At 74.4% G+C, this 25,569-nt stretch carries 19 protein-coding genes and 1 pseudogene; 8 read left to right on the top strand and 12 right to left on the bottom strand.

All coding sequences use genetic code 11. From position 1 onward, the window contains the following. The first annotated feature begins 42 nt into the window (after positions 1–42). The 3 genes and pseudogenes from B5D66_RS07145 (at position 43) to B5D66_RS07135 (ending at position 2,706) form a co-directional block, all read left to right on the top strand. The gene (locus tag B5D66_RS07145; RefSeq protein WP_078760840.1) at positions 43–282 is read left to right on the top strand and encodes a hypothetical protein; all 240 of its coding nucleotides are present in this window, start codon (positions 43–45) and stop codon (positions 280–282) included. Continuing rightward, positions 279–446: pseudogene (locus B5D66_RS24950) on the top strand (BldC family transcriptional regulator); the annotation flags it as partial. The gene B5D66_RS07145 and the pseudogene B5D66_RS24950, both read left to right, overlap by 4 nt. 1,144 nt (positions 447–1,590) lie before the next feature. Further along, a complete protein-coding gene (locus tag B5D66_RS07135; RefSeq protein WP_144390009.1) occupies positions 1,591–2,706 on the top strand; it encodes an NAD(P)-dependent alcohol dehydrogenase in 1,116 nt (371 codons plus the stop codon). 856 nt (positions 2,707–3,562) lie between these two features. On the opposite strand, the gene B5D66_RS07130 is transcribed toward B5D66_RS07135, so the two are convergent. From B5D66_RS07130 to B5D66_RS07115, 4 genes are all read right to left on the bottom strand, one after another. Beyond that, positions 3,563–4,930 (bottom strand): hypothetical protein, encoded by a 1,368-nt coding sequence (locus tag B5D66_RS07130; protein ID WP_144390008.1) that lies wholly within the window; start codon positions 4,928–4,930, stop codon positions 3,563–3,565. Next, positions 4,920–6,194, bottom strand: coding sequence for a hypothetical protein (locus B5D66_RS07125; RefSeq protein WP_078760836.1), 1,275 nt, complete (start codon positions 6,192–6,194; stop codon positions 4,920–4,922). The genes B5D66_RS07130 and B5D66_RS07125 overlap by 11 nt, the downstream gene beginning before the upstream one ends. Next, the gene (locus tag B5D66_RS07120; RefSeq protein WP_144390007.1) at positions 6,191–6,880 is read right to left on the bottom strand and encodes a hypothetical protein; all 690 of its coding nucleotides are present in this window, start codon (positions 6,878–6,880) and stop codon (positions 6,191–6,193) included. Before B5D66_RS07120 ends, B5D66_RS07125 begins: the two co-directional genes overlap by 4 nt. A gap of 548 nt (positions 6,881–7,428) precedes the next feature. Beyond that, a complete protein-coding gene (locus B5D66_RS07115; protein ID WP_078760834.1) occupies positions 7,429–8,448 on the bottom strand; it encodes a helix-turn-helix domain-containing protein in 1,020 nt (339 codons plus the stop codon). A 31-nt stretch (positions 8,449–8,479) separates the two neighbouring features. On the opposite strand from B5D66_RS07115, the gene B5D66_RS07110 reads away from it, so the two are divergent. Further along, a complete protein-coding gene (locus tag B5D66_RS07110) occupies positions 8,480–8,788 on the top strand; it encodes a GNAT family N-acetyltransferase (protein ID WP_235000823.1) in 309 nt (102 codons plus the stop codon). A 264-nt stretch (positions 8,789–9,052) separates the two neighbouring features. Here the strand turns inward: B5D66_RS07110 and B5D66_RS07105 are convergent, their stop codons facing one another. Beyond that, positions 9,053–9,376, bottom strand: coding sequence for a thioredoxin family protein (locus B5D66_RS07105; protein WP_078760832.1), 324 nt, complete (start codon positions 9,374–9,376; stop codon positions 9,053–9,055). A 1,049-nt stretch (positions 9,377–10,425) separates the two neighbouring features. Here B5D66_RS07105 and B5D66_RS07100 point away from each other — a divergent pair. Both B5D66_RS07100 and B5D66_RS07095 read left to right on the top strand, forming a co-directional pair. Next, complete coding sequence (locus tag B5D66_RS07100; RefSeq protein WP_078760831.1) at positions 10,426–11,220, top strand: alpha/beta fold hydrolase; 795 nt, start codon at positions 10,426–10,428, stop codon at positions 11,218–11,220. A 541-nt stretch (positions 11,221–11,761) separates the two neighbouring features. Then, positions 11,762–12,559 carry an NAD-dependent protein deacetylase gene (locus tag B5D66_RS07095; RefSeq protein ID WP_078760967.1) on the top strand — a complete coding sequence of 266 codons (798 nt, stop codon included), beginning with the start codon at positions 11,762–11,764 and terminating at the stop codon, positions 12,557–12,559. A 10-nt stretch (positions 12,560–12,569) separates the two neighbouring features. On the opposite strand, the gene B5D66_RS07090 is transcribed toward B5D66_RS07095, so the two are convergent. Continuing rightward, a complete protein-coding gene (locus B5D66_RS07090) occupies positions 12,570–13,118 on the bottom strand; it encodes a methylated-DNA--[protein]-cysteine S-methyltransferase (RefSeq protein ID WP_078760830.1) in 549 nt (182 codons plus the stop codon). Beyond that, positions 13,115–14,620, bottom strand: coding sequence for a DNA-3-methyladenine glycosylase 2 family protein (locus B5D66_RS07085; protein WP_078760829.1), 1,506 nt, complete (start codon positions 14,618–14,620; stop codon positions 13,115–13,117). Before B5D66_RS07085 ends, B5D66_RS07090 begins: the two co-directional genes overlap by 4 nt. Positions 14,621–15,187: 567 nt before the next feature. On the opposite strand from B5D66_RS07085, the gene B5D66_RS07080 reads away from it, so the two are divergent. Then, a complete protein-coding gene (locus tag B5D66_RS07080) occupies positions 15,188–17,584 on the top strand; it encodes an SEL1-like repeat protein (RefSeq protein WP_078760828.1) in 2,397 nt (798 codons plus the stop codon). Between the two features lie 394 nt (positions 17,585–17,978). Here B5D66_RS07080 and B5D66_RS07075 read toward each other — a convergent pair whose 3' ends face one another. The 5 genes from B5D66_RS07075 to B5D66_RS07055 form a co-directional block, all read right to left on the bottom strand. After that, a complete protein-coding gene (locus B5D66_RS07075; protein WP_078760826.1) occupies positions 17,979–18,581 on the bottom strand; it encodes a TetR/AcrR family transcriptional regulator in 603 nt (200 codons plus the stop codon). Then, positions 18,574–19,170: a sugar O-acetyltransferase gene (locus B5D66_RS07070; RefSeq protein WP_078760824.1), complete on the bottom strand. Its 597-nt coding sequence runs from the start codon at positions 19,168–19,170 to the stop codon at positions 18,574–18,576. The genes B5D66_RS07075 and B5D66_RS07070 overlap by 8 nt, the downstream gene beginning before the upstream one ends. Before the next feature lie 528 nt (positions 19,171–19,698). After that, positions 19,699–21,537: an ABC transporter ATP-binding protein gene (locus B5D66_RS07065; protein WP_078760823.1), complete on the bottom strand. Its 1,839-nt coding sequence runs from the start codon at positions 21,535–21,537 to the stop codon at positions 19,699–19,701. Next, the gene (locus B5D66_RS07060) at positions 21,534–23,270 is read right to left on the bottom strand and encodes an ATP-binding cassette domain-containing protein (protein WP_078760822.1); all 1,737 of its coding nucleotides are present in this window, start codon (positions 23,268–23,270) and stop codon (positions 21,534–21,536) included. Before B5D66_RS07060 ends, B5D66_RS07065 begins: the two co-directional genes overlap by 4 nt. Before the next feature lie 200 nt (positions 23,271–23,470). Continuing rightward, positions 23,471–24,430, bottom strand: a complete 960-nt coding sequence (locus B5D66_RS07055) for an ABC transporter substrate-binding protein (RefSeq protein WP_159457229.1) — start codon at positions 24,428–24,430, stop codon at positions 23,471–23,473. Positions 24,431–24,865: 435 nt separating this feature from the next. On the opposite strand from B5D66_RS07055, the gene B5D66_RS07050 reads away from it, so the two are divergent. Further along, positions 24,866–25,468: a dihydrofolate reductase family protein gene (locus B5D66_RS07050; protein ID WP_078760819.1), complete on the top strand. Its 603-nt coding sequence runs from the start codon at positions 24,866–24,868 to the stop codon at positions 25,466–25,468. The last annotated feature ends 101 nt before the right edge of the window (positions 25,469–25,569 follow it).

Here is a 25,569-nt window from a genome sequence, read left to right as displayed (position 1 = left end):
GACCCTGGAGCGGCTGCGCGCCATGCTGGAGGAGACGGCCCGATGAGCGGCGCGACGAAACCGGATGAGTCCTGCGCGGTGCCCGATGAGCACTACGCGGCGTTTTGCCGGGTGTCCGAGGCCGCGCGGCGGCTGGGGTTGGGCCTGCGACGCGATGCGGATCCCTTCGGGTGGACCTACACCCTGACCTGGCCCACCGGCCACACCGAGGACTACCCCTACCTCGGTCTCGTCCAAGACCGGCTACGCTCCCTCCAACCCGCCGTTGGGGAGGAGCCATGATCCCGGGCGTGGCGCTGCTGACCCGCGCCGAGGTGGCCGCCCTGTTCCAGGTGGATCCCAAGACCGTGACCCGCTGGGCCAAAGCCGGGCGGCTCACCTCGGTCCGCACCCCGGGCGGACACCGCCGCTACCCCGCCGACCAACTCCACGGCCTCCTCACCGGCGAGACCGGCGCATATGGGCCTCCCGCCGCATATGACCATGACGGTGAACGGCTCCTGTCCGGTGGTGAGGTGGCGAGCCTGCTTCGCCTGCAGGCCAGCAAGGTCCACGACTACCTGGCGGCGCGCGGCGTGGTCGCGATCCGCCCCGCCGGGCGAGGGCGATGCTACCGGGAGACGGCGGTGCGCGCCCTCGCCGAGGGAGCCGGGTGATGGGCCCACATCAGCTCCCCAGCAGGAACAACATCCGGCCTACGACCCAGGAGCGGTTCCCGGTCCGCACGGCGCGGCTGCCCCCCGGACCAGGCCGCCACCAAGAGGATCGAACAGCCCCACAGGGCATGGCCGCGCCGTCTTGGACGATGCCGCTCCCGCCCGCCCAGGACCCCTCAAAGGCCGCACCGGCCCAGCGGAGTGGTGCGGGCTTCGATGACAAGACAGTGGATGAGGTGGTGACCATCGAACTCGCCACGATGATCCGCATCGGAATCCAAACGGGCCTTCTCCCCGTCTGGACAGACGCCCCCACACCACGGACAGCTCCAACCTGACCAGGCCATGCCTTCGGCCCTCCTCGGCGTTCTCGGCACCGAGCCCTCGGTGGGATCCGCCCACCGGCATGGAACCCTTCCCACGACGGGGCGGCCGGCGGCGTTCCCTGGGACCGCGCTTCCCGGTCGGCGTCCCACGCCGGAAACGGCGTCTGTCGGGTCGGTGGACGGCTCCACCACGGGCGCGAAGCGGTGACGCCCCGGATCAAGCATCGAACTCACCTGCACGGCGGCCGCTCCACCGTCCCGGGCCGTGGTCAAGAAAGGCCCGGTCTGTTGAGGACCGGCACGGTGAAGGGGCGGGCATGGGATCGGGGTGCTCCGGATGTTTCCCCCTCCCCCAAGCAGCGCCTCGCCCGTCCGTGCGCCGTCGGCGCGCGGACGACCGGCCCGGCGGCCCGCGTGCGGCTCCGTGGCGTCGGCCACTTCCCAACTCTTTCCCGGGAAGAAGTTATGTTTTGTACATATTTGGGGTATATGTTCGTTTTGTAAACAACGTGTTTCCGCCCGGCCCCACCGGACCGGACGAGGCCGGCGGCGCGCCCCGGACGGGCTTCCGCTCCGCCGGCACAGACCGACCAGGGAGAGGCGACATCGTGTTCGAGACCCGAGCCGCGGTGGTGCGTCCCGGCAGCGGGACCTTCACGTGGGAGAACGTCCGACTGGAGGACCCGCGCCCCGACGAGGTCGTGGTGCGCGTCGTCGGAGCGGGCATCTGCCACACCGACTTGGCCACCCGTGACGAGAAGCTGCACACCCCCATGCCCGCCGTGCTCGGCCACGAGGGCGCGGGCGTGGTGGAGGCGGTCGGTTCCGCCGTCACCCGCGTTGCCGTGGGCGACCACGTGCTGCTGTCCTTCAGCTCCTGCGGCCACTGCTCCGCCTGCCAGCACGGTCACCCCGGGTACTGCGAGACCTTCATCGCGCGCAACTTCGGCGGTCGGCGTCCCGACGGCACCACGCCCATCAGCACCCCGGAGGGCGAGCCGCTGGGCGGACGGTTCTTCGGCCAGTCCTCCTTCTCCGTGCGGGCCGTGGTGGACGAGCGCAGCGTCGTCGCCGTGGAGACCTCGGGGGAGGACGAACTCGCCCTGCTCGCCCCGATCGGCTGCGGGGTCCAGACCGGCGCGGGCGCCATCCTCAACGAGCTGCGTCCGGGCGCCGGTGACACCGTCGCCGTCTTCGGAGCCGGCGCCGTCGGCCTCTCCGCCGTCATGGCCGCCGCGCTGACCCCGGCCACCCGGGTGATCGCCATCGACATCGTGCCCTCCCGCCTGGAGCTCGCCCTGGAGGTGGGCGCCACCGACGTCATCAACGGCCGTGAGGAGGACACCGCCGCGCGGCTCGCCGAGATCACCGGCGGCCGTGGCCTCACCCACGCCCTGGAGAGCAGCGGCGTCCCCGCCCTGCTGCGCCAGGCGATCGACTCCCTGGCGGTCGGCGGCACGGTGGCCGTCGTGGGCGCTCCGGCCACCGGCACCGACGGCACCTTCGACGTCAACTTCCTGCTCAACGGCCGCAGCATCCGCGGTGTCACCGAGGGCGACAGTGACGTGCTCACCTTCATCCCGGCCCTGGTGGACCTCTACCGCGCCGGGCGCCTGCCCTTCGACCGGATGATCCGCACCTACCGGCCCGAAGAGATCAACGAGGCCGCGGCCGACGCCGCCTCGGGGGCGGTGCTCAAGCCCGTGCTGCGCTTCCCGTCCTGACCCCAGACCCGGGGGCCGGGTCCGTCGACACACTCCGGATCCGGCCCTCGCTCCAACCGTCCCGCCCGGGCCGACGCCGGCCCGGACGTTCTCCGTGTGGGCGTGAAGAACCGGGAGGAACCCGGGTTCCAGGAGCCGTCACACCACCCCGCTCATAAGAGCGGGGAGGATGGACGGCTTCGAGACCAGGAAACCGGCCCGAGAACGCCGGACGGTTCTCCCGCCGGCCCGCGGCGTGGCCGGCGGGCGGCCGGCGATGCCTGGATACGGGGCTGGTCGGGCCCCGGGATTCCCGGTCGGCCATCGGCCCCTGGCCGAGCGTGCCATCCGGTACGTGACGCTGCTTGGCCCACCCGATGGGCACAGCGTGGCGGCCGTGCGCGACGCCTCCGTGGACACCGCCCCGCCACCCCGTTCGAAGCGACCGCCGGCCTGGCGCCAGGGCGCGAAGACGGCCGCCCGCGAAGCGTTCCCCTGCCGGCGACATCCCGGTTCACTCTGCGCCCCCGACTCCTGGCGGCACGGCTCCGGCGAGTACACCTGCGGCCCGCTCAGGCGATACCTCCCGCAGGGCAGCGATGCGTCCAGGCCCTCGCGCGAGGAGCTGAAAGCCGTCGTCCCCGACGCGATTCACGGCCGGGCGCCTCGCTGAACCCCTGACAGCGCACGGCGGCCAGTGGCGGTGTTGCCGCCACGCCCTGGAACTCCACCGGCCCCCTTCGCCGCCTCCGCCGAGATCCCCGGCCTTCGGGAACGCGGCCTCCCGGGGAGCGGGGCTCTGGCCCGGTCATTGCAGCCCAGTGCCGCGCCCACTTCGGCCCCGACTTGGACCACCGTCGCCGCAACGCCGGCGTCGTCAGGACGCGGAGAGGTCGCCGCGGGTGATCCGGGCGACCAGGTCGTCGCGCAGCGCCCCGAACCCGGTGGCCGACCAGACGCTCTGCTCGGCGGGCACCTCGTAGTAGGGGACGATGTGCCCCTCGTGCTCGACGCGCAGGGCGTCCGGCTGCAACCGGGAGTTCACCCGCCGGGCGCACTCGGCGCACAGCGGCACCTCCATGCTGCGGCGTTCACCGAGGGCCCGCCACCGCGTGCGGGTGGTCCGGGTCCCGTGCAGGGGGTTGGCGTAGCAGTGCGCGCGGGGCTCCGCCGGAACCCGGCCCTCGTCGAGGGCGCGGGCCCGGGCCATGGCGTCCTCGGCGACGTCGAGCAGCACCAGCGCGCCCGCGGCGTCGGCGAGGTCGGCGCGCCCGTCGCCGATGGCGTCGTAGGCGGCCCCCGCCGCGGCGTGGGCGTCGAGGGCCAGGCGCAGCGCCTCCACCGCCTCGGGGCCGCCCCTGTCCCCCGTGGTCGTCGCGCTCAACCGTTCGCCGACCTCGACCAGGTCCGCGCGGATACGCTCGGCGAGCCCGTCCAGCCGGGCGTGCTCGGCGTTGTCGAACGCCGCGTGCGAGACCGGGGCGGAGGCGATGGGAGAGGGCCGCCGGGCTCTGCGCCGCCACACCAGGAACGCTCCGCCGAAGGCGAGGAGGGCCAGGAGGGCCGCGGCCCCCCACCACAGCGCGGTGCCGTCGCCTCCGACCTCCTCCTCGGAGGGCTCGGGCGTCTCCTCGGCCGCCTGTTCCGCCGCTTCCTCCTCCACCGCCTCGGCACTGGCCAACGCCTCGGCGGAGAGACGGTCGTAGATCTCCTCCGCCTCGCCGGAAAGGGTCACCTCGACGGCCCGCTCGACCCGGGCGGCGACGGCCCCGTCGTAGTCGGCCTCGTTGTCGGCGACCATGGCGGCGTAGAAGGCGCTGTGCTCGGGGTCCTGCGAGCCGTGGGTGATGTCCTCGCCCTCCAACCCGTACTGGTCGGTGACGAGGTAGTGGGCCTCGTCCACCCCCAGACGGTCGTGGACGGCGGCGATCAGCTCCCCGGCGTCGCCCTGCCAGGCGCCCCCGTGGATCAACGGCACCATGATCACGTAGAGGGGGACCCCGCTGTCTTGGATGTCCTCCGCCAGTTCGCGCCGTTGCTCCTCCGGCATCGCCGAGGCGTAGGAGGGGTCGACATAGATCGGGGATTCCCGCAGGGAGGAGACGATCTGCTCGGTCCGTCCCTGTTCGCCGCCCTGGGGCGCCGCGGCCGGGGCGGCGGCGAAGGCGGGCGGGGTCCACAGCGCCACGGCCAGCGCGACGGTCATCGGAAGCGCGCCCACCACACGCCGTCGGTCAGTGCACACCCAGTTCCTCCAGGACTTGTTCCGCCAGCGGCGCCCCCCGTACGCCGTACTGGGCGCGCACCCACACCCGGTCGAGGGTGTGGTGGGGGACGACCGAGGTGCCGTCGGACACGCGCAGCGCGCGGCGCTCCCGCTCGGCCTTGGTCAGGTTCATGCAGTCGGCGCACAGGTAGACGTTGCCCACTCCGGGGATCTTGCGCCTCTTCTCGGTGGTGGACCCGTGCAGCGGGTGGTTCATGCACACCGGGCGCGGCCGGACCGACCTCCTGTCGAGCTGTTCGCGCGCGCCGCGCAGCAGCACGATCACGCCGACGAGGTCCAGCTCGTCGGGTTCCTCGGCGCGCACCAGCAGCGCCGCGTCCAGGGCCGCCATCGCCTGGGGCATCCGGGGGTGGTCGGGGCCGGCCTGGCCGACCGCGGCGTTGAGGGCCGCGGTCTCCTCGTCGGCGATGCGTTCCAGCCGGCGCCGTCCCGGGTGGGCCGGGACAGTGGGCCGCTTCTCCCCGTCGGAACGGGCCCGGGACACCGCGCGCGCCGTCATGCGCACCAGCAGGCCGACGCCGAAGACGAGGCTGCAAAGGACACTGCCGAGGAGCAGCGCGGGCAGCATGTTGGAGAGGTACTCCGGCAGCCGGGCGGGAACGGGCTCCTCGAAGAGGAAGGGGTCGGGTTCGGGGGAGGAGCCGTCGGGCACGATCCCCGGGGTGTCCTCGATGGTGTCGAGCGCCTCCATCAGCGCCTCGGCCGCCGTGGGTTCCACCAGATCCGGGGAGGAGATCTCGTACTGGTCGGTCAGGTCCAGCGCGTAGCCGAACGGGACGGCGACCATCTGGACGTCGTAGGCCGAGGGGTGCACGACCAGGTAGATCCCGTCCTCGCCCAGGACATGGTGGAGGGCGTGGGCGAAGAGCTCCGGCTCGCCGTCCGACTCGTCCTCGCCGCCCATGTGCAAGACGGCGACGTAGACAGGGATGTCGCTGTCGGCGACCCGTTCGGCGACGGCGTCCAGCCCGGTGCGCGGCCCCTCGGCCAGCGGATCGACGTAGAGGGGGAGGTCACGCAGGCCGTCGGCGACACGCTCGACGCGCGTGGTGTCGGCGACGTAGGGCGGTTCCGTCGGAGGCGTCCCGCTCCGCAGCCCGCCGTCCGAGGCGTTCGGGTCGGGGACGCCGAACAGGTAGACCAGGGACGCCCCGATGATCAGGACCGGCAGGGCCAGGACGGCGAGCGTGGTGATCACCGCCCGCCTCGCCCGCGTGCTCATGCGCGTCTCCCCTTCGCCGTCGCCGCCTTCTCCTCGGCGGCCTTGGCTCGGTCGCGGCGGACCAGGACGGCGATGCCGCCCGCGGTCAAAGCGGCGCCCGCGAGCGTGCCGGCGAGGAAGCCCAGGTTGGCCGCGCCGTTGTGCCGGCGCGGGTCGATGTCCTCCAGGAACGACTCGACGGGGCCCTCGCCCCCCACGTCCTCGGGGGTGGCGTAACCGGAGCGGACCTCCTCGGCCATCGCGGTGACCTCGGGATCCAGCAGGAGGTCGACGAAGTCCGCCCCCGTGGCGCCGATCGCGGTGTCGTAGTCGAGGTGGTCGTTGACGACCAGCTCGGCGTCGTCCACCGGCAGGTCCACGCCGTAGCTCTCGGCGTGGAGGCTGCTCAGGGGGCCGAGGTAGACGTAGATCCCGTCCGCTCCGATGCGGTCGTGCACGATCGCGGGCACGTCCCTCCAGCTGGTGGGGGAGTCGATGAGCGGCCCGGCGATGACGTAGTGGGGGACGTCGAGCCGCGCGAAGGAGCGGCGCAGACTCTCCTCCAGGAGGCCGAGGTCGTAGTCGCCGGCGAGGGCGTCGCTGACCACGACCGCCTCGCCCGCGGGCTGTTCCATGAGCTCGGCGGCGAAATGGGCGGAGGCGGTCGACGCGGCGTCGGCCTGCACGGGGGTGGCTACGGCCGCCACGCCCGTCAACGCAAGGAGGCCCGCGGCGACCGGCCTGAGGGGTACCCGGAACACATCGGGAGGATATCGGAGCGCCGGACCCCCCTCACTGTCCGGGCGGGGCGCCGGCCCCCGCCCGAACGCGCCACGACGGCGGCGGGCCTCCCCCAGGCCCTCCGGGCCGCTCCAGGGACCGGAGGGGACGGCCGTGCCCGTCACCGGCCTCCCGGGGGCGCGCGTGCCGCCTCCCGGGAGGCGGGACCAGGCGTCCGTCAGGCGAGGACGCCTCCGCCGGTGCCACGGCCGGGCGGAGCCCTCGGCCTTTGCGACGGGGATTTCCCGGTGGGTGAGGAGGGCGACGCGGGGTGCCTCCCTCACCTCCACCCCGGCCGCCCCGCCCCGGCTCCGCCATTGCGCGCCCACGCCCCCGGGCTGCGGAGCGGGGAGGCGGAGCAGGAGATCCGGACGGCACGCGGCTGCCGCGGGCGCTCGGACGCCCCCGCGGCGTGGGCCGCGCCGGCCTGGAGGCGGCGCGGCGGGCCGCGGCCTTCGACGCTCGGGGCGGGGACTCAGGCCCCGGTGAGCGGGGCGCGCAGCGCCTCGGCGATCCAGGTGTAGAGGACCGGAAGAAGGTCCTGCTCCTCCTCGGGCGCGTTCCCGTTGACCACCGCCACCAGGGACAGGTAGCGGCCGTAGGTGTCGTCGTAGCCGGGGGCCTCCCCCGCGGCCTCCTCTTCGGCGATCTCGCGCAGGAGCCCGGGGGCCTGGAGGAACCCGTCGGCCATCCGCTCCCGGACATGAGGGGCGAGCGGGGTGTCGGACAGCGCCGCGGCCGCCTCGGCGAAGCGCGTGACGGCCTCCTGCGCCCGCGGGGATCGGGGGGACTCCCCGGCGCGGTAGACGGCGATGACCTCCTCCATGAGCCGGCTCCCGCTGCTGTGGATGAACTCCTGGAACGGCTCGCTCGCCATGGTCCGGCCCAGATCGTCGGAGTAGGTCTCCCGCAGGTGGGCGCGGACCTCGGTGCGAAAGCCCGGGTCCCGCACCAGCTCGGCCAGCTCGATCCAGGCTTCGAGCTGGGTGGCGGTGGGGTCCTCGGGCAGGACCGGCCGCATCGTCCGCAACCGGTCGACGAAACCGTCGGGGACGTCGAGTCCCTCGCCGACGTCGTTCCAGAAGTCGTCGATGAGCCGCTCGCGCTCCTCGTCGGACATCGACACGAGCCGGTGCATCAGGGCCGCCCGCGCGACCGTGCCGCGCTGCTTGACCAGGGTCCGCAGCACGGCCCGTCTGGCCCGTAGGGTGCGCTCCTGGCGCTCCACGATCGCCAGGTGCGCCGTGAGGAGATCGTGCAGGGTCGTCTCGCCTTCGATCAGCCGGCGGATGTCGTCCAGGCCCGTGTCCAGTTCTCGCAGGGTGCGGACGAACTCCAGCCGGGCGATGGCGTCGATGTCGTACAGCCGGTGGCCCGTCTCGGTCACGGTCGTGGGTTCGATGAGTCCGGCTTCGGCGTAGAACCGGACGGCGCTGACGCTCAGACCGCTGCGGCGCGCGGCGTCTCCGATGGGGTACAGCCCTTGGTCGCTCATGGGGCCACTGTGGCGCCTCAAGCGGCTTGAGATGCAAGCCCGGCCGTGGGCCGCCTGCCCGCGGGACGAGCGGCCGATCCGCGGCCGGGGCATCGGCACCGAGGCCACCCGCCTCGTCCTGGACCGGGCCTTCCACGTCGCGAACATGGCGTTCGTCTGGCTGACCGTGCGCGAACCCAACGTTGGAGCGATCCGGGCCTATGAGAAGGCGGGGTTCAAGCGACAGGGCATCCGCCGCGACTCGAACGTGTGGCTCGGGCAGCGAGTGAACGAGGTCCACATGGACGCGGTCCCCGCCGACCTCCCGGGGCCTTCGCTGGTCAAGCAGAAGTTCCAATGACGGCCTCCACAGCGCAGTAGCCGCATACGGCAGGGCCTCGCTCGGTGATCCGGATGAGGCGCTTCGTGTGGCACTGCGGGCATTGCTCGACCAACCGCCGAACGCCGAGCGGGCGGCGCGGGTGGCCTTCCCCATCTTCCGCCGTGGAGACACTCGCCGCCCGGGGGCCGTGCCGGGGCCGGCAGCGGCGTCGTGCCCGGCGAGGGATCACGGCGAGCCGTATGTCCTACGGGCCGGGTCTCCCGGTCCCAGGGCCGGCGGTCCTCATAGCGCGCGGTCGATCATCGCCTCCAGTTTCGAGGCGGTCGCCGTACCGAGGACGCGATCGACCTCGGCGCCGTCCTTGAAGAGGACGAGGAGGGGGAGGCCGTTGACACCGTGTTCGAGGGCGCTGGCGGGGTTCTCGTCGACGTTCACCCGGACGACCTTGGCGCGGCCCTCGTACCGTTCGGCGACGGCCCGCACGGTCGGGGCCACGACGCGGCACGCCGGACAGCCGACGGACCAGAACTCGACCAGGACCGGTTCGGTCGCCTTGGTCACCTCGTCGTCGAAGGTGGCGGTCGTGACCTGGTGGACGTCGGCCATGTGCTCCTCGTTCCCGGGGTGCGGTGACGGGCGCGGCGCGCGGGCGGCCGTGACCGGTGTCCGGTCCGCCCCACGGGCGGCCGTGTCTCGGGGACGGCACGGGATCGGCGTGGACGCGCGCCCACCCGCCGGACAGGAGCAATGTAGCCGTGTTCCGGCCCGCGCGTCCGCGTTTTCCAGGACGGGAAGTGCTTCCTGCGCTTCCGTCCCGATTTGGCATTCTCGAAGACAGGCCGGAAGCGGAGCCGTCGCTCCCCTCGGGGACGACCTCCCACGGCCCCGACCACAGGACGGGGACCGGCCGGATGCCGTGACACCGTCCGCGCCGCCCCACCGGCAAAGGACGCACCCCGGACGGTCGGGTCCCCGAGGCGGGTGCGGCGGGCGGGCCGGCTCACCCGTCGGCGGGCGGCTCGAAGCGCGTCACCTCACATCGGCCGCGCCGCCCTGAACCGCGCGGCGCGGCACGGATGCCCGGCCAGGCAGACGTCTGCGCCGTGGTGCCGACGGCGGGCACCCGCCCGGACCGTCCCCGCCGGAAACGGGCGACGGCGCGAGACCGGTCCGGCGGCCGGGCGAGGAGGTCGTAGGCGTGGCCGCCGCCTCGGGGTGGGGCCGTGGACGGACACGCCGGCCCGGGCGGGGAGGCGGGCGCCCCGCCTCCCCGCCCGGGCCGGGGGCGGACGCGGCGGGCGCCCTGGACCGGTCCGGCCACGCGGAACGCCCCGGCTTCCCCGGCATGGCGGTGCCCTGGCACCGGGCGCGGGCTCCCCCTCCGGACGTGACACCCTGGTGACGCGAGCCCCCGGTTCGACGGGCCGTCGTCAGCGTCGAGCGGGCGCCGCCGTGTGGCCCGAGGGATGGCACGCCCTCCAGGATGCCCCCAGCCGGGCGCCCGGCCGGCGCCGTGGCGGCCGTTGCCGAGGAGCTGCCCCGATGGGTCCACGCCGCCCGCACGGGCGGCCCTCCGCCGCCCCCCCGCGACGGCACCGCGCCGAAGGCCGGGGGAGGTCTCGCTCCCCCGAACCCCACCCCCGAGGAGAACGACCATGACACCCAGGGAGAACGGGTACGCCCGCGCCCAGGACGGAACCGCGCTGGCCTACCAGCGGCACGGCGACGGCCCTCCCCTGCTCCTGCTCGCCGGCCAGGCCAACGACCACCACTGGTGGGACGGTGTCCGGGAGGACTTCCACGCCACGCACGCCACCATCACGATGGACTACCGGGGTACCGGCGACAGCGACGCGCCCGACACGCACTACTCCACGCGCGGGTTCGCCGACGACGCGATCGCCGTCTTGGACCGGCTGGGGGTCGAACGGGCCGACGTCTACGGCACCTCCATGGGCGGTCGGGTCGCCCAGTGGATCGCGGCGCGCCATCCCGAACGGGTCCGCCGGCTGGTGCTGGGGTGTACCTCGCCCGGTGGCCGCCACGCCCGGGAACGGGACCAACGGGTCAGGCGCGCCCTGGGCCACCGTGACCCCGAGGTCGCCCGCGAGACCCTGCTCGACCTGATGTACACGCCGTCGTGGCGGGCCGGGCATCGCGGCCCCTTCACCGTCGTGGGTTCCGCGAAGATGCCTCCGCACGCACGCCGGCGGCATCTGGTGGCCAGCGACGAGCACGACGCCTGGGACGTCCTGGAGGAGATCACCGCCCCCACCCTGATCCTGCACGGTGACGCCGACGAGATGGTCCCCTCGGACAACGCCGGGCTCCTCGCCTCACGGATTCCCGACGCCCGCGTGGAGCTGCTGCCCGGCGCCCGCCACGCCTACTTCCAGGAGTTCCGTCCCCTGGCCAGCCGCCTGGTCGTGACCTTCCTCCGGGAGGGGTGAGGACCGTCCCGGCCTCGGACGCGCTCCTGCCCCCGGTGCCGTTCTCCTCGCCCCGCCCGCGCGGCCGAGCCGGGGCGGGCGTCCCCTGCCGCGCCCGCGGCCCGGCGAGGGGAGGCCCCGCCCCGAGGACCACCGTTTCCACCGAAATGCGGTTCGGCGACGCGATCCGCGCCGCGCCCGCACGTCCGACCGTGGTCGTCCGGCGACGTCATCGAGGACGGCCTGTCCTCCCCCTGCACATGTTCACCGGGGCCGGCGCCGGTCGGCCGGGAACCCGCGCGGCGTCGGGCCGGAGCGCCGCGCGGTCCCGGACCGCGGGTGAGGTCGCCGTCCTGCCGGCTCCGCGGTCCGGTGTTCGCCGGCGGGGAGCCCCGGGGCGACGGGGCTTCTTGTGGGGACGGCGACGCGCCGGGGAACGCGGCCCTGGAGCCGGATCCGGCGGAGGCCGGCGGCGGGAGAGGCCGCGACCGGCGGGCGTCCGCCGGCGTCTACCCTCGTAACCGTGACCGACACGCTCGACCTGGAGGCCGTCGCCGTCCGGATGCGCGAGGTCCTCGGCGAAGGACCGGTGCTCGCGCTGACCGGCGCGGGCATCTCCACGGACTCGGGGATCCCCGACTACCGGGGTCCCGGCTCCCCTCCGCGCACGCCCATGACCTACCAGCAGTTCGTCGGCGACCCCGCGTTCCGCCGGCACTACTGGGCCCGCAACCACGTCGGCTGGCGGCACGTCCACCGGACCCGCCCCAACGAGGGTCACCGCGCGCTGGCCGAGCTGGAGGCCGCCGGCGTGCTGTCCGGGGTGATCACGCAGAACGTGGACACCCTGCACGAGATGGCCGGCAGCAGGCGGGTCATCGACCTGCACGGCCGCTACGACCGGGTGGTGTGCCTGTCGTGCGCGCGGGTGATCCCCCGTGGACGGCTGGACGCCCGCCTCACCGAGCTGAACCCGGACTTCGCCGACGCCGTGGCCGACGTCGAGGTCGCCCCCGACGCCGACGCGGTCCTGGCCTCGACCGAGGGGTTTCGGGTGGCCGACTGCGCGGACTGCGGCGGGATGCTCAAACCCGACATCGTGTACTTCGGGGAGAACGTTCCCAAGGAGCGCGTGCTGGAGGGGTACCGGCTGGTCGACGAGGCCGCCGCCCTGCTGGTCGCCGGCTCGTCGCTGACCGTGCTCTCGGGCCGGCGGTTCGTCAAGCGCGCCGCCGACCAGGGCAAGCCGGTGGTGATCCTCAACCGGGGCGCGACCCGGGCGGACGCGATCGCGACACTGACCGTCGACGCGGGCTGCTCGCCGGCGCTGCGCGCCCTCGTGGCGGCCTACACCGGCTGAGGGGGCCGGTTCAGAACAGCGTGTCCACCCCCGCCGGTGCGAGGGCCGGCACACCCGCGCCTTCGAGGTCGAGCAGGAAGCGCTTGCGCTCCAGCCCGCCGCCGTACCCGGTCAGGGAGCCGCCGGAGCCGACGACCCGGTGGCAGGGGATGACGATCCCGATCGGGTTCTTGCCGTTGGCCAGCCCCACGGCGCGCGAGGCCCCCGGGCTGCCGATCTCCTCGGCCAGCCGGCCGTAGGTGAGCGTGGTCCCGTACGGGATGTCGCGCAGTGCGGCCCAGACGCGGCGTTGGAACACGGTGCCGCGCGGCTGCAACGGCAGGTCGAACCCCCTGCGCTCCCCCGCGAAGTAGGCGGCGAGCTGCTCGGCGGCGGCGGAGAGGACGGGCACGGCCTCCCCCTCGACGCGCTCGCCGAACAGCGTGTCGGCCGGGCGGTGCCGCTGCCGTTCCATGTACAGGCCGGTCAGGGCGCCGTCCTCGGCGACGAGGGTGAGCGGACCGACGGGGCTGTCCAGCACGGTGTGCGCGCGCCCCGTGGTCCTGTCGGCTGTGGTCATGCGGGAACCTCTTCCATGACGGGTGCCTCCCCGGTGGTCCCGGGCAGACGGTTGATCTCGTGGTCGGAGGTGGACCACAGGTACTGGACGGCGTAGGCGCGCCAGGGGCGCCAGGCCGCGGAGCGCCGGGCGAGGGCCGCGGGCGTGGCGGGCAGCCCCAGGCCCTGGGCCGCGCGGCGCACGCCCAGGTCGGTGGGGAGGAAAGCGTCGGGGTCGCCGAGCGCACGCATGGCGATCGTATCGACCGTCCAGGCTCCGACGCCGGGCAGCGCGGCCAGGCGGGCGCGCGCCTCCTGCCGGTCGGCGCCGGGCCCGAGGTCCAGCTCCCCGGAGGCGAGGGCCTCGGCCAGGGCGGCGAGCGTCGCGCGGCGCGCCGCCGGCAGCGCCGGCCCCGGTTGGGGGGCGACCAGCGCCTCGGGGCGCGGGAACAGGCGGGAGAGCCCGCCGGCGGGGTCGTCGACCGGTTCCCCGTGCGCGGTGGCGAGCCGGGCCGCGTGGGTGCGGGCCGCGGCCGTGGAGACCTGCTGGCCGAGGACCGCGCGCACCGCCATCTCCGCGCCGTCGGCGCAGCGGGGGACCCTGCGGCCGGGGGCCCGCTCCACCAGCGGCGCCATCAGCGGGTCGGCGCGTAGCAGGTCGTCCACCGCGACGGGGTCGGCGTCCAGGTCGAGCGTCCAGCGGCACCGGCTGATCGCCGCGGGCAGGTCACGCAGGTCGGTGAGGGTGAGCGTGCAGGCCACGTGATCGGGTCGGGGGCTCAGCGCGACGATGGCGGGGCCGCCGGGCAGCCGTAGGGTGCGCCGGTAGGCCCCGTCGCGCCACTCCTCGACGCCGGGCACGGCCGTGGCCGCCAGGTGCCCGAACAGGTTGTCCGGGCACAGCGGGGCCCGGAACGGCAGCCGCAGCGACAGCGTCCCGGTTCCGGCCGGGGCGTGGCCGCGCGCGGCGCGCTCGCGCAGCCCGGTCGGGGAGACCGCGAACACCTCGCGCACGGTCTCGTTGAACGCGCGGATGCTGGAGAAACCCGCGGCGAAGGCGACGTCGCCCATGGGCAGCGCCGTGGTCTCGACCAGCAGCCGGGCGGTCTGGGCGCGCTGGGCCCGGGCCAGGGCCAGCGGTCCCGCGCCGAGCTCGGCGCGCACCTGGCGTTCGAGCTGGCGGACGCTGTAGCCGAGCCGGGCGGCCAGGCCGCTCACCCCCTCCCGGTCCACCACTCCCTCGGCGATCAGCCGCATCGCGCGGGCCACGACGTCGGCCCGGTGGTTCCATTCGGGCGAACCGGGGCTGGCGTCGGGGCGGCACCGCTTGCATGCGCGGAAGCCGGCCCGCTGCGCGGCGGCGGCGCTGGGGTAAAAGCGCATGTTGCGCGGGTGGGGCGTGCGCGCCGGGCAGCTCGGCCGGCAGTAGATGCCGGTGGTCAGGACGGCGGTGAAGAACCAGCCGTCGAACCTGGCGTCACGGGAGCGCACCGCCCGCGCGCACCGTTCCACGTCTTCGTGCATGCGTCCAGCATCGCCGATGCGCACCCGGGACACTGGCGGAAAAACGACATCGCCGTGCGGGCGGGCGGGACGCGGCCACGAGCTCGTCACGCCGTCCCACCCCAGGGAGCGGGACGGGGCCTCTCCCTCACGAAGCGCCCATGGCCGACCCGGGACGGAGGCGATCCGCCCTCCGGGAGGCGCGGGACGGGCCGAGCGCCACATCGACGCAGCCGCCGCGCCCGCCCGCTCCGGCGGGCGCGGCACCGGCTCACGGGCGAGGCGGACGGCCGCACGTGAAGCTTCCACGCGGATCGGGGTACGGCCGCGCCGGGGACACGCGTCGGCTCCGAGGGCGTCGGGCCTGGTCCCGGCCCGACGCCGGCGGGAGCCTGGCCATCGGCCCGCTCCGCGCTGACCTGGGAGGCGGTCCCGGCCGCGGGGGCTGCCGCGGTCGTGATCGCCGTGCGAGCCACACCCCCGCCCCGCCACGGGACCGGGCGGTGAGGTCGTCATCGACGGGATCCCCCAGCCCGTCGGCTCGCAGCGGGACTACCGTGGGCGGACCGGTTCGACCAGAATCGGGGCATGCGCTGGGTGTGGGTGGGCGGATCGGCGGCCGTGGCGTGTATCGGGCTGGCCGTGGCGCTGTTCCTGTCGGACCTGGAGACCCTCTCGTGGATCGCCGGCGCCGGCTCCTTCGTCATCGCGGTTCCCTCGCTGGTCCTCGCCCTGCTCCTGGCCCGCCCCCGCTCACGCCCCGACCCCGACCGGCCGGCGGCCCGGACCACGGCGAACCGGATCGGTTCCAACAGCGGCGCGTCCCAACAGGCCGAGACCGTGAATGCGGCCCTGTCGGAGGTCGGCCGCCACGGCGACACCTACAGCGCCGAGACCATCAACATCATCCGGCCGCCGGCGGACCCACCCGGCCCCGCTCTCCGTGAGGGGGCAGCGGACTGGGCGGGGATGTCGACGCCGATGGTCGAGGCCGACCCCCGCGCGCTGGGGGTGCACCCGGCGCGGCGGGGTGACGACGGGGGCGACCTGCCGCCCTACGTGGCCCGTGACGTCGACGCCGAGCTGGAAGGGCTCCTCCTCCGCGCGGGCGAGCGCGGCGGGGCGGTGGTAGTGGAGGGCGACTCCACCGCGGGCAAGACCCGCGCCCTGCTGCACGTCCTGCGGCGGACCCTGCCCCACCGGCGCCTGTACGCCCCCGTTCCAGGGGACGACCTGCGTGAGTTGGCCGCCCACCTGGCCTCGTCCCCACCCCGGGAGGGCGCCGTGGTGTGGCTGGACGACATGAACCGGTTTCTCGGCCAGGGCCGGCGCAGCCTGTCCGAACGGGTCCTGGGCGAGTTCCTGCGATGCGGGGCGGTGGTGGCGGCCACCCTGCGCGCCGAGTACGCCGACGCCTACCGCACCACGGCCTCCGATGGAGGCGGATACCGGTTGGAGGGGCGGGGCAGGCGGGAGAACGACGCCGCGCTGCTGCGACGCTTCATCCGGGTCGGCCTGGAGCGCGTCTGGAGCGACGCCGAAACCGAGCGGGCCGCCGAGACCGGGGACGGGCGGCTGGTCGAGGCCGCGGCCCACCATGGGACGCATGGGATCGCCGAGTACCTGGCCGCCGGCCCCGAACTGTTGCGGGCCTGGCGCGACGCCCGACGCTCCACCGCCCGGGGCGGCCACCCGCGCGGATACGCCGTGGTCGCCGCCGCGGTGGACCTGGACCGCACCGGCCTGCTCACCGCCCCCACCCCCTCCCTGCTGGAGAGGACCCACCAGATCTACATGGCCGGACTGGCGGCGCTGCGCCCCGAGCCCTTCGAGCAGGCACTGGAGTGGGCGTGCCGGCCGGGCGACCTGGGAGCCAGCGGCCTGCTCGTCCCCGCCGACGATGCCGGCGAACGCTGGTGGCCCTTCGACTATCTCGTCGAGGCCACCGCCTCCCCCGTCCCCTTGTCGGTCTGGGCGGCCGCGCTCGACCACGCCGCCGCCGACGACGAACGCCTCGCCATCGCGGACAACGCCGACGACGCCGGCCACCGTGACCTCGCCGCGACCGTCTGCGAGCCCCTCGCCCGGACCGGCCACCCCCGCGCCCTGTTCCTCATGGGCTACTGGGCCCACGACCGCGGCGACCTCGCCGAGGCCGAGGAGTGGTACCGCCGCGCCGCCGACAGCGGGGACCCCCACGCCCTGCTCACCCTGGGCTCGCTGCTGGAACACCAGGATCGCCGGGTGGAGGCGGAGGAGGTCTACCTGCGGGCGGTCGAGGCGGGCGACCTCCACGCCCCGGGCTTTCTCGGCCAGCTGCTCGCCGACCAGGAGCGCTTCGCCGAGGCCGAGGAGTGGTACCAACGCGCCGCCGACAGCGGGGACCCCATCGCACCGTACGCGCTCGGCCGGATGCTCCAGGACCTCCGGCGCCTCGCCGAGGCCGAGGCGTGGTACCGCCGGGCCATCGACGCGGGGGACACCGACGCCCCGACCGCCCTGGCCCACCTGCTCGCCGAGCAGGGACGCCACTCCGAAGCCGAGGAATGGTACCGACGCGCCATCGACGCCGGCGATACCCGGCACCTCATCAGCCTCGGCAACCTGTTCGCCGACCAGGGACGCTTCGACGACGCCGAGGAGTGGTACCTCCGCGCCATCGACAGCGGCGACAAATACGCCGAAAGCAACCTGAATCTCTTGTTCGTCCGGCACGGACGTTTCGACAAGGCCGAGGAACGGTGCCGGCGCGCCATCGACGCCGGGGACACAGGAGCCCTGAGCACCCTCGCCCACCTGCTCGCCGAGCAGGGACGCCACTCCGAAGCCGAAGAATGGTACCGACGCGCCATCGACGCCGGCGACGCTTTCGCCTCCTACGGCCTGGAGAGACTGCTCGCCGAGCAGGGACGCCGCTCCGAGGCCGAGCAGGCTTACCGACACGCCGCCGACACCGCCCAGGAGGGCGAGGACGGCGGCTCCTGACCGGCGCGCCGCCCCACCGAGGGCAGCCCCGGACGTGGCGGGCCGACCCGCCTCAACGGCCGCCGCGGGATCGTCGGTCACGCCGCCGAGGGGCCGGCCGCGACCTCCCGTCGGCCTCGGCGGAAACCGATCGGGCGCGCCGTCCGGGCGACCAGCGCGGTCCCCGGGCCGCTCCGGGGTTCCACCTCCCCGTTCCCGCACCGGGCGGCGCCCGGTGGATTCGGCCGATGCGCCCGGCCGGATGGCTCCTGAAGGCGCGAGACCGCCGCGGTCCCCGGGCCGCTCCCGGCCCGGGGCATCCGGCCGCGCGGGGTATCGAGCACGGCCGTAAGCGGCGTCACCCCTCCTCCCGGGGCCGGACAGGTCGAAGCCGTTCCCCGCTCCGTGGTCTTTCTCAGTCCCCGGACCGGACGATCCGCTCGACGGCCTCGACCACGACGGCGGCGTCGTAGGGGTCGGTGTCCAGCCCCCGATGCAGGGTCAGCCCCTCGATCAGGGCGTCCAGCATGATGGCGGTGACCGGGTCGAAGTGGCGTCCCAGCGCGGCCCGGGAACGGGCCATCCACCGGTTGGTCAGGTCCCGGAACTCCGGCTCGCGCGCCGCCAGGGTGTACAGCTCGCTGGTCAGCACGAGGTCACGCCGGGTGGCCAGGACGTCACCGGTGACCAGCGCGACCACCGCGGCCGCGGCCTCCTGGGCGTCGGCCGCCTCGGCCATGCGCCGCTCGAACCGGTCGGACACGCCGAGCGCGAACCGGTGGAACGCCTCGCGCAGCAGCTCGTTCATCCCGTCGAAGTGGTAGGTCATCGACCCCAGCGGCACCCCGGCGGCCTCGGCGATCTTGCGGTGCGAGGCCCCGGCCACCCCCCGTTCGACGATGACGTCGAGACAGGCGTCGATGATGCGATCACGCCGTTCGGGGTCGTTGCGCCGCGTGCGCCGGCCGGGCGCGGCCGGGTCTTCAGTCGTCCCGGGCCCGTCCGCGGTCTCAGGCATCGTCGTCGGAGATCTCGCGCACCACCCGCGCCGGGTTCCCGACGGCCACGACGTTGGCCGGCAGGTCCTTGACGACGACGGATCCCGCCCCGACCACGGTGTTGTCCCCGATCGTCACGCCCGGGCAGACGATCACGCCGCCGCCGAGCCACACGTTGTCGCCGATGGTGATCGGCTTGGCCGCTTCCAGCTTGTCGCGGCGCGGGGTCGGGGCGATCGGGTGGGTGGGGGTCAGCAGCTGCACGTTCGGACCGATCTGGCAGTCGGCGCCGATGCGGATCTGCGCGACGTCCAAGGCGACGAGGTTGTAGTTGACGAACGTGCGTGCTCCGACGTGGATGTTCTCCCCGTAGTCGACGTAGAGCGGGGGTTTGATGAAGGCGCCCTCGCCCAGGGTGCCGAGCAGCTCCGCCAGGATCGGGATGGCCGCTTCGGGTTCCTGTGCCGCTGCGGCCCGGTAGGCCTCCTGTAGACGCACCCCGCGCTGCGCGAGGCGGGCGTTCTCTGGATCGTCGGAGATGTACAGGTCCCCGGCGAGCATGCGCTCCCGGTTGGTACGCGGGTCCCCCGCGAAGTAATCCTTCACCATGCGTACGATCGTACATATGATGTGCGCGGCCGGGGCGTGAACGCCGGATCAGGACACAATCGCCGACCGGGGCGGCGCCCGCGCCCCGATCTCGCTCCACTGTGACCGCGCCGCGGCGGAGCGGATCGCCGCCGATCCCACGCCGAGGCGGACGCCCTGGCATGGGGAGGACGGTGCGGCCTCGCAGGGGCGCGGCACAAGGCCCCGCGGGCCGGGACCCGGAAGGCGCGAAGAGCCGGGCGGAGCCGGGACGTCCCGATGGGCTCGGACATCGGCCGCCGGGCGACAAGGCCCGTCCCCGACTCCCCGGCGGCGCTCCCACGAGGGACGGAAGGCACGGGACTCCCCCGGTCGGGCGGTGACCGGACCGCCGCGGTAGCAGGCCGGCCCGGCCGGCGCCGGAAACGCGGGACGGTCCGCGCCGGCCGGGAGCGTTCCGCGCAAGCGGTCCCGCCCTCTCCCGCGGACGGGACCCGATCGGGGATGGGAAAGGGGTGGGGCGGCGGGGAGTCCCCGCCGCCCCACCGTTCAGGCGGGCGCCTGCTGGGAGACCTGACCGGCGTCCTCGGCCCGCTCGCCGTCGTGCCAGGCCGCCCACAGCGCGGCGTAGCGGCCCCCGCGGGCGACGAGCTCGGTGTGCGTCCCGGTCTCGGCCACCCGGCCCTGTTCCAGCACCACGATCCGGTCGGCCCCGACCGCCTGCTGGAGGCGGTGCGCGACCACCAGCGCCGTGCGTCCCTCGGTCGCCGCCACGGCGGCGTGCTCCAGGATCCGGGCGCCGGCGCTGCCCGCCTCGGCCCCCGCCTCGTCGAGCACCACCACGGCGGGGTCGGCCAGCACCAGGCGGGCCAGGGCCAGGTGCTGGCCCTGGTGGGCGGTGAGGCGCAGGCCGTTCTCCCCCACCTCGGTGTGGATGCCCGCGGGCAGCGTGGTGGCCCAGTCGTGGGCGCCCACGGCGGCCAGCGCGGCGACCACCTGTTCGTCGCTCGCCCCGGGGACGGCGAGGCGCACGTTGTCGGCGAGCGTCCCGGCGAAGACGTGGGTGTCCTGGCTGACCAGCGCCAGGTGCCGGCGCAGGAGATCGGGGTGGACCTCCTCCACCGGGACGCCGCCGAGCAGCACTTCCCCGCGGGCCGGGGTGATCAGGCCGGCGACGATCGAGGCGAGGGTGGTCTTGCCGGCGCCGCTGCCACCGACCAGCGCCACCCGCTCCCCCGGCGCGATGCGCAGCGTGACGTCCTCCAGCACGATCGGCCCGTCGTCGTAGCGGTGGCCCACCGCGCGGATCTCCACACCGGAGTCCGCCGGCCGTCGCGCGACGGGCGGCGGCCCGGGGTCGGGGATCGCGGCCACGCCCGCCATACGCGCCAGGCTGGTGCCGGCCGACTGCACGTCGTTGAAGGACGTCATGATCGCCCCCAGCGGGCCGAAGAGCCGGTGGAAGTACAGGGCCGCGGTGGTGGTGGCCCCCACCGTCACCACGTCGGCGTCCACCAGGAAGAAGCCGACCGTCATGATCGCCGCCAGACCGACGCACTCGGCCGCGTTCATGCCGCTGCCGAAACGGCAGAACAGGCGGAACACCCGGTTGGTGATGCCCATCGCCGCGGCGGAACGCTCGTTGACCAGCTCCAGGCGGTGCCGGTGCAGCCGGTAGGCGTGCACCGTCTCCACACCGTGCAGCGACCCCACCAGCGCCTGGGCGCGTTCGCCCATGGCGGCGCGTTCCTCGGCGTACATCGGGGCCGAACGCGGCAGGTACCAGCGCAACGCCCCCGCGTAGACCGGCAGCGAGCACAGGCCGGCCAGGCCCAGCCGCCAGTCGAGGGCGAACAGCCCGCCCATCGTGAGCACCGCGGTGAACAGCGACGAGATGAGCATCGGCGCCTTCTCCCGCAGCGTCTCGGCGACCACGGCCACGTCGTCGCCCACCCGGCTGAGCAGGTCACCGGCGCTGAGCCGGGCGAGCAGGGGCGCGGGCAGCCGCAACGCCCGCTGCACCACCCGTTCGCGCAGCCGGGCCAAGACGGTCTCGCCGGTGCGGGCGAGCAGGGTGAAGGCCAGCGCCGTGAGCGCGCCGCCGAGGAGCGCGGCGGCGGCGATCACCACCGCCGTCCACGCCGCATGCGTGGTGTCGGTCCCCTGCCGTACCGCGTCCACGAGCAGGCCGAGCACCCACGGCGCGACGAGCGCGCACGTGTTGGCGGCCAGTGAGACCAGCAGGGCGACCAGCGCCATTCCCCGGACGGCGCGCAGCTCGGTCAGCACGAGGGCCAGCGTGGCGCGCGCCGTGGCGATCGGCAGGAGTCGGTGGGAGGAGGGGGAGGCGTCGGCGCCCTCCCGTGTCGGCGTGGCGTCGGCCGTCATCTCAGCACCGCCTTCCGGTAGGCGTCGTCGGTCGCGACGAGCTCGGCGTGGGTGCCCTCGGCCGCGACCACGCCGTCGGCGAGCACCAGGACCCGGTCGGCGTGGGCGAGGAGGGCCGGACTGTTGGTGACCACGACGGTGGCCTGGCCGGCAGGGGCGGTGGCGCCGTGGCGGGCCTGGCGCAGGCCGTGGGCGATCGTCTCCTCGGTCACGGCGTCCACCGCTGTGGTGGGTTCGTCCAGGACGAGCACGGGCGGGCGGGCGGCGATCGCCCGGGCCAGGGCCAGCCGCTGGCGTTGGCCTCCCGACAGGGTGGTGCCGCGGTCGGTGATCCGGCGGTCGACGCCGTCGGGGTGGGCGCGGGCGACCTCGTCGGCGGCGGTGGCGCGCAGCGCGGTGAGCAGGACGGCCTCGGTGTCGCCGTCCTCGGCGCCATCGGGGGATTCCAGCAGGATGTTGGAGCGCAACGTCCCCTCGAAGAGGTCGACGTCGTGGGGTTCCACGAGGATCGTCCGGCGGGCCGCGTCCAGGCGGAGACGCTCCACCTCGACACCGCCGACCGTGATCCGCCCCTCGTAGTCCTGCCGTGGGACGCGCCCGGCCAGCAGGGCGAGCAGGGCGCGGGTGTCGGCGGGGTCGTGGGCGACGACGCCGAGGAACTCTCCGGCGTGGACGGTCATGTCGAGTCCGCGCAGCGAACCGTGCCGGATCCCGTGGAGCTCGATCCGGGTGGCGTCGCCGCCGTCGAGGTCGCCGGGGGTGAGCCGGAACGGTGCGTCGAGCACGGTCGCCAGGCGGTGCGCCGACGCCCGGCACACGGCGATGCCGTGTCCGCACAGGCCGAGTTCGCGCACCGGTTCGGTGATGAACTGCGCCAGGCCCACCACCGTGATCAGTTCTCCGACGCTGATCCGCCCCTCCAGGGCGGCCCAGCCGGCGAAGGCGGCGACGGCCGCCAGCAGCAGCCCGCCGCCGGCCGTCGTGACGCCGAAGTAGGCGCCGGAGGGGGCTGCGGCGCCCAGCGCGGCGCGCAGCGCGGCGCCGCTGGATCGCCGGTAGCCGTCGGCGGCGTGCTCTTCGGCGCCGATCCCGCGCAGCACGGGCAGACCGCGGATCAGGTCGCTGGCCAGCGCCGTGGTCTCGGCGGCCGCCGCCTGCTGTGAGGCGGCCCGCCGGGTCAGGGTGGGGCCCAGCAGCTGGGTGAGGACGACCAGCAGGGGGACGCCGACGAGGACGCCCAGGCCCAGCACCGTGTCGATTCTCAGCAGGGTGGTCGCGGCGACGGCGAGGCCGGCCAGGCCGGCGAGGGCGGCGGGGACGAAGTGCAGCAGCCGGGCCATGCGGTCGGCGTCGGAGGTGGCGATGCCGAGCAGTTCCCCGGCGCGCATCCCGGTGTCCTGGCGGCGGGCGTCCATCATGCGCTCGGCCGCCTCGACCCGCAGCCGGTGCGCCTCCAGTTGGATCGCGGCGACGAGGGAGCGGGCGCCGTAGCGCCAGGAGAGGGTCAAGACGGTGAACTGCAGGGCCAGGCCGGCCACCGATATGGCGAGCGCTCTTCCGTCTCCAGTGGCCACGGCGCGGTCGATGATGAGGCCGATGGCGACCGGCACGAGCGCCTCGGCGACCTGGTGCAGGGAGGTTCCCACGACGCCGGCGGCCAGCCGGCCGCGGTTGCGGACGAGGGCGCGGGTCAGCAGCCGTCCGCCGCCGGAGGGCTTGTTCGGGTCCCTCATCGCCGGCCCGCCGGCACGGGGGTCGGGGCCGGACGGGGCTGACGGTGGGGGTTCACGGGGCGACCTTCCCTTCGGGTGGGGCCGGGGCGGGGACGACGCTGTCGCGCCCGCCCCTCCCCGGCCGTTTCGGCGTTTCACGACCAAGGAGAACCTAACCCGGATTCCCGTTTCCCGGGCATTCGGGAGAAGTCCGCCGGGGTTCAGTGCTCCAGGGGTTCGGCCTCGCTGATGTCGGCGGCGAGGGCGCGCACGACCTCGGCGTAGCGGGTGTAGCTGTAGGGCGTCTCCGCGGCCCAGGCGCCGACCTGTCCGGCCTCGACCGCGGGCAGGGTGCGCCAGGTCGGCTGGTCGGCCAGGTCGGCCAGGGGGGTGGAGGTGGGCCGGGAGTCCTGGAGGAGCAGATCGGCGGGGTACTTGTCGGCCTCCTCCCAGCTCAGTTCCTCGAACTGGTCGGTGTCGGGGGCGTCGGTCTCGGGGAGGCGGACCCCGTGTTCGGCGAACAGTTCCAGGTCGCCGCCTGCCGCGGCGTTGGCGACGTAGAGGTTCTCGGGGGAGGCCGAGACCGCGACGACCTTGAGGGCGGGCCTGTCCTCGGTGGCCGCGGACAGTTCCGCCAGGGAGGCGTCGAAGTCGTGCAGGGCGCCGGCGACGGCCTCGCCGTGGGGGTCGGCACCCAGGGCGACGGCGAGGTCGAGGTGGTCGGCCAGCAGTTCCTCCGCGCCGGCCCCGGTGACCTGGATCCGCAGGAGGGGGGCGACGGCCTCGATCTGGTCGACCTCCTCGGGCAGGTACCAGGCGAGGTCGTCGTAGGCGTGGGTGACGATGAGGTCGGGTTCCAGGGAGGCGAGCTTTTCGACGCTCATCTCGCCGTAGGTCTCGCTGATGACCTCGACCCGCTCGGTGTCGACGTCCCCGATCTGCGGGTCGGGCTGTCCACCGGCGGTCGTCACCGGCCCGAAGACGCCCACGACCTCGTAGCCGTAGTCCCACAGGGCGGAGGCGACGCCGGAGTAGGCCACGACCCGCTGGGGGTGCTCGTCCAGGGTCACCTCGTTGCCCGCGCCGTCGCTGAAGCTCCAGCCCTCGGCCGGCCGTTCGTCCTCGGTGGGCACGGCCGTGCCGCACGCCGAGAGCAGAACGAGGGCGCCCGTCCCGGCCACCGGCATTATGGACCGTCGGCCGCGCCGGGGCGACGCCGTCGGGAAGATCATGTAGGCCGCCTCACATCCCATTGAAATAGGCAAGGCTAACCTTACAGCGACGAAGGGCGGGAGCCCCCTCCCGGGCCTCCTCACGGGCCGCGCGCCACCGCCCCGGACGCGACGGCCCCTCCGGCGGGACCCTCACCTACCTCGGCGCCCGCGCAGCATCGGCCCGGCCGGCCCCATGGGGGAACACCACGGGCGGGGCGCGCCCCGCCTCATCACACGCCGATCCCGGCGGAACGGGGGCCCACTCCAGGGAGGTCCGGCTCGGCATCGGATCAGCACCCCGCCACCGCCCGGCGTCCGACCCCCCGCAAAAAAGATCGCTTTTCGGCGCGCGTGTCGCTATGGTTCCACGACAGACAAAGCACTACGCTTGGAGTGGTAAATATGCGCGAGCTCGTCTACTACATCGCCGTCACCATCGACGGCCGCATCGCGGGTCCGCGGGGCGAATACGACTTCTTCCCCCAGGGCGAGGGGGAACAGGCCACCGCCTACAGCACCTGGATGAACGAGCACCTTCCCGAGACCGTCCCCACCGCCGCCCGGGACCTGTTCGGTCTCACCGACGCCCCCAATGTCCGCTTCGACACCGTGGTGATGGGCCTGGGCGGCTACCAGCCCGCGTTGCAGGAGGGCATCACCAGCCCCTATGCCCACCTACGCCAGTACGTGGTGTCCAGCACGCTGGGCGACAGCCCCCATCCGGACGTGACCGTGGTCGAGAGCGACCCCCTCGGCCTGGTCCGCGCGCTCAAGAAGGAGGAGGGCAAGGACATCTGGCTGTGCGGTGGCGGCCAGATCGCGGGGGCGCTCCTCCCCGAGATCGACCGGATGATCATCAAGAGTTACCCGGTGGTCGCGGGAGCGGGCGTCCCCGTCTTCGACGGGGAATTCGACCCCACCCTCTTCGACGTCACCGACCGGAAGGCGTTCGACAACGGGGTCATGGTCACCTGGTTCTCCCGGCGTCGCGCCACCGATACGTGAGAAGGCCCCGGGTTCCCGAGGCGGTGGACGCCCCGCCGCAACCGCCCCCGCACGCCGCCGCGCGGCCGCCCCACGACATGTGCGGGCGACCGCGCGGCGGT

The organism is Marinactinospora thermotolerans DSM 45154, assembly GCF_900167435.1.
Classification (GTDB): domain Bacteria; phylum Actinomycetota; class Actinomycetes; order Streptosporangiales; family Streptosporangiaceae; genus Marinactinospora; species Marinactinospora thermotolerans.
The sequence above is the reverse complement of the archived record's forward strand: the minus strand, read 5'-3'. Positions and strand labels throughout refer to the sequence as shown.